Here is a 2,687-nt window from a genome sequence, read left to right on the forward strand (position 1 = left end):
TGCCGATCATCGAGACCGACCCCGCGACCGGCGGTCCGGTTCCAGGACGCCAGGTCTCGCGGTGGGCGGCGGGGAACTGGTCCGGATCGCAGGATCGAAAGTTTCGCACCGTCCGGGCGGGTACCGCAATCCAGGAGCTCGACAACCGCCGCTTCTTGATCTATGCCTATTTTTCTTCGGCGACACCGTCGGCGATGGCGCGGGTCTTCGAAGCCTACGGATGCCGCTACGCGATGCTTCTCGACATGAACGCGCTCGAGCACACTTACATGGCTCTTTATGGCGCGAGCGAGAAGAGCTTCGACGTAGAACACCTCGTGAAAGGTATGGAAGTGCTGGATAAATCAGTCGGCGATCAGATCCTGCCGCGCTTCCTGGGTTTTGCGGATAACCGAGATTTCTTCTACATCCTCCGGAGGGCCGACGCCGATGATTTCGCCCCGTAACTTCCTGGGCCTAACGCTCGTCTCGACCGCGGTAACGCTCCCCGCGTCACAAGCGCCCTCACACCGAGAGCAGAACGAGCGGCTGCTCGAACGGATTCGACAGGTGCACGCTCTGTCCCCGGAACAGTCGACGGCGCTGCGAGAGATCTTCGACGGCTCCCCGTTCATCGGCCAGGGCAATCCCGCCGTCGCCGTTCATCCGATGAGCCCCGACCAGTGCCGAGCCCGTTTGGAGCAAGCCCAAACTCATTACGAAGATTCCGAGCTCGAGCGGATATGCGGCGGCAAGTACATGGCTCCCCTATACGATCCCGCGACGCAATCCCCCGAGGACGCACGCGCCTGCATCGATCAGTTCGAGTTCCCCGATATTCCCTGTGAGTATCCCGTCGTCTGGGTTCGCGCCCGAGAGGCCGCTCTCATCTGTGAGTCCATGGGCAAGCGGCTGTGCGATGCCCACGAGTGGGAGGGCGCCTGCGCCGGAAGTCTCGATGCGCCCGATTACCGCTTCGAGCTCGCAAAAGGTGTCGACCCGGCTGCAGCCATTCGCGCGATGCGGAGCGCCCATAACCGGGTTCATGACGGAAACAAGGTCTGGTCGTATGGACCCTCGTACCGAACCGGCGTCTGTGCCGCGACGAGCTCCAAGACCTCCGGCTGCGAGGGAGGAGGTTGGGCCAACTGCGGCTCCAACACGTTTCCGACGGGCGCCTATCCCGAATGCCGAAGTCCGCTCATGGTCTATGACCTTCACGGAAACGCGGCGGAACACATGAACTTGCCGATCGACGAAAGTCAGATGGCGAGTCGTGGAAGTCGCGAGCTAGGCTACACGGAAATGAAGGGGAGCTGGTTCATATTCGATCAGTACAAAGCACACGAGGATGCCTGTCGCTGGCGCGCTCCCTTCTGGCACGGGAGCCGCGTGATGGACCCCAAGAGCCACCACAATTATCACCTGGGATTTCGCTGCTGCAAGACGCTCGCAGCAGAGTGAAGGAAATCGAAATCAATCGGTCGGTGTCTTTACCGGCGTGGCCTCCACCCGCATTAGGCGGGCGGCATCCCGAATGGCTCCCTCGTACGTGAGCACTCTGGCCACGGACGAATCACGCAGTATGTCGTAAACCGATCGCGGTGAGCCGTCGAGCATGACGGTCGTGCTCACGAGCCGCACCCCGTGGCTATAGTCCGCGTAGCGCGCGCCATGGAATGTGCTCAGCGGCTGGATGGGATGACCCGCCTTCTCGTGCCAACCATAGATGGCTACCCTGCCCTTTCGCGTCAAGAGCCGCTTCGTCAGTATCAGATCCTTCTTGTGACCGGAGATGAGCTCGCCGAGCTCGCCGCTTCTCTGTTGCTCGATGATGCGATTATGCTCGACGAAGTAGGGTGTCGAGACCATCCGGGGGCTGGGCGTCATGGGACGAGGAGCGAGCCGTACCGATGACTGTCGATAGATCGCGTCCACGATCTTGCGTGTGGGAAGAGTGAATTGAAACTCGCGCGCGGTGTCGACTGCAGCCTGGAACCCAAGGGGCACGCGCACGAAATCGTCGTTGGAGCCAACCGAAAGGTAATCTGGCGTCACGCAAACGATCGCCTCGTGGAAAACCCCACGTCGATCGCGAGACCACAAACGTACCGGCACGAGATCGCGTAGAAAATCGGGAAGGTTGCCCTGAGTCAGCTCTCGAACGATCGCCTCATCCCGCTCACGACCGCGAAGGTTCCAGACGGTCTCCATGAGCTCGGAGCCGGTGGGCGCGTCTTTAGACCGCGGTGGAATGCCGCTCGCGAGCACCCCGGAACAGGGGTTTCCCGGAGTCTCGTTCGAGGTCCGGCCCGGGGAGAAGAGAAGAGCGGCCACCAGGGCGACGACCACCGCTTTCATATGGCTCGAGTATGGCATGGAAGGCACCGCTCGGGCGAGCGCGGTCCAAGCGGGGGCGATGGCCCGAGGGGCGTCATCGCCTCGCGCCACGAAACGCCGGGAACAAGGGAGGCCCCTGACGCGTTAGCCTATTCAAACGAAGCGATGAGCTTCGCCAGGGATTTGAGACTCGCGGTACGAAACGCCGTCAGCACACCCTATTCACGATTACGATCGCGGTGACGATCGCCTCCGTCGTCGCCGGCACGATGTTGACCGCGACCGTTGCCAGTCTCGTTCCCGCTGTCCGTGTTCTCCGCTTGAGTCCCGCCCAAAAACTGCGGGAAGAATGACTTTGAAATGCCCAC

The 2,687-nt window shown here is 61.6% G+C and carries 3 protein-coding genes; 2 read left to right on the top strand and 1 reads right to left on the bottom strand.

The window, feature by feature from the left end; all coding sequences use genetic code 11:
- Together VEK15_25935 and VEK15_25940 are read left to right on the top strand one after the other, a co-directional pair.
- Positions 1–446 (top strand): hypothetical protein (locus tag VEK15_25935; GenBank protein ID HXV64167.1); only part of this gene is annotated, 446 nt, incomplete at its 5' end.
- Positions 430–1,443: an SUMF1/EgtB/PvdO family nonheme iron enzyme gene (locus VEK15_25940; GenBank protein HXV64168.1), complete on the top strand. Its 1,014-nt coding sequence runs from the start codon at positions 430–432 to the stop codon at positions 1,441–1,443. The genes VEK15_25935 and VEK15_25940, both read left to right, overlap by 17 nt.
- A 12-nt stretch (positions 1,444–1,455) precedes the next feature.
- Here VEK15_25940 and VEK15_25945 read toward each other — a convergent pair whose 3' ends face one another.
- Positions 1,456–2,340 (bottom strand): hypothetical protein, encoded by an 885-nt coding sequence (locus VEK15_25945; protein ID HXV64169.1) that lies wholly within the window; start codon positions 2,338–2,340, stop codon positions 1,456–1,458.
- Positions 2,341–2,687: the final 347 nt, after the last annotated feature.

The organism is Vicinamibacteria bacterium, assembly GCA_035620555.1.
GTDB lineage: Bacteria > Acidobacteriota > Vicinamibacteria > Marinacidobacterales > SMYC01 > DASPGQ01.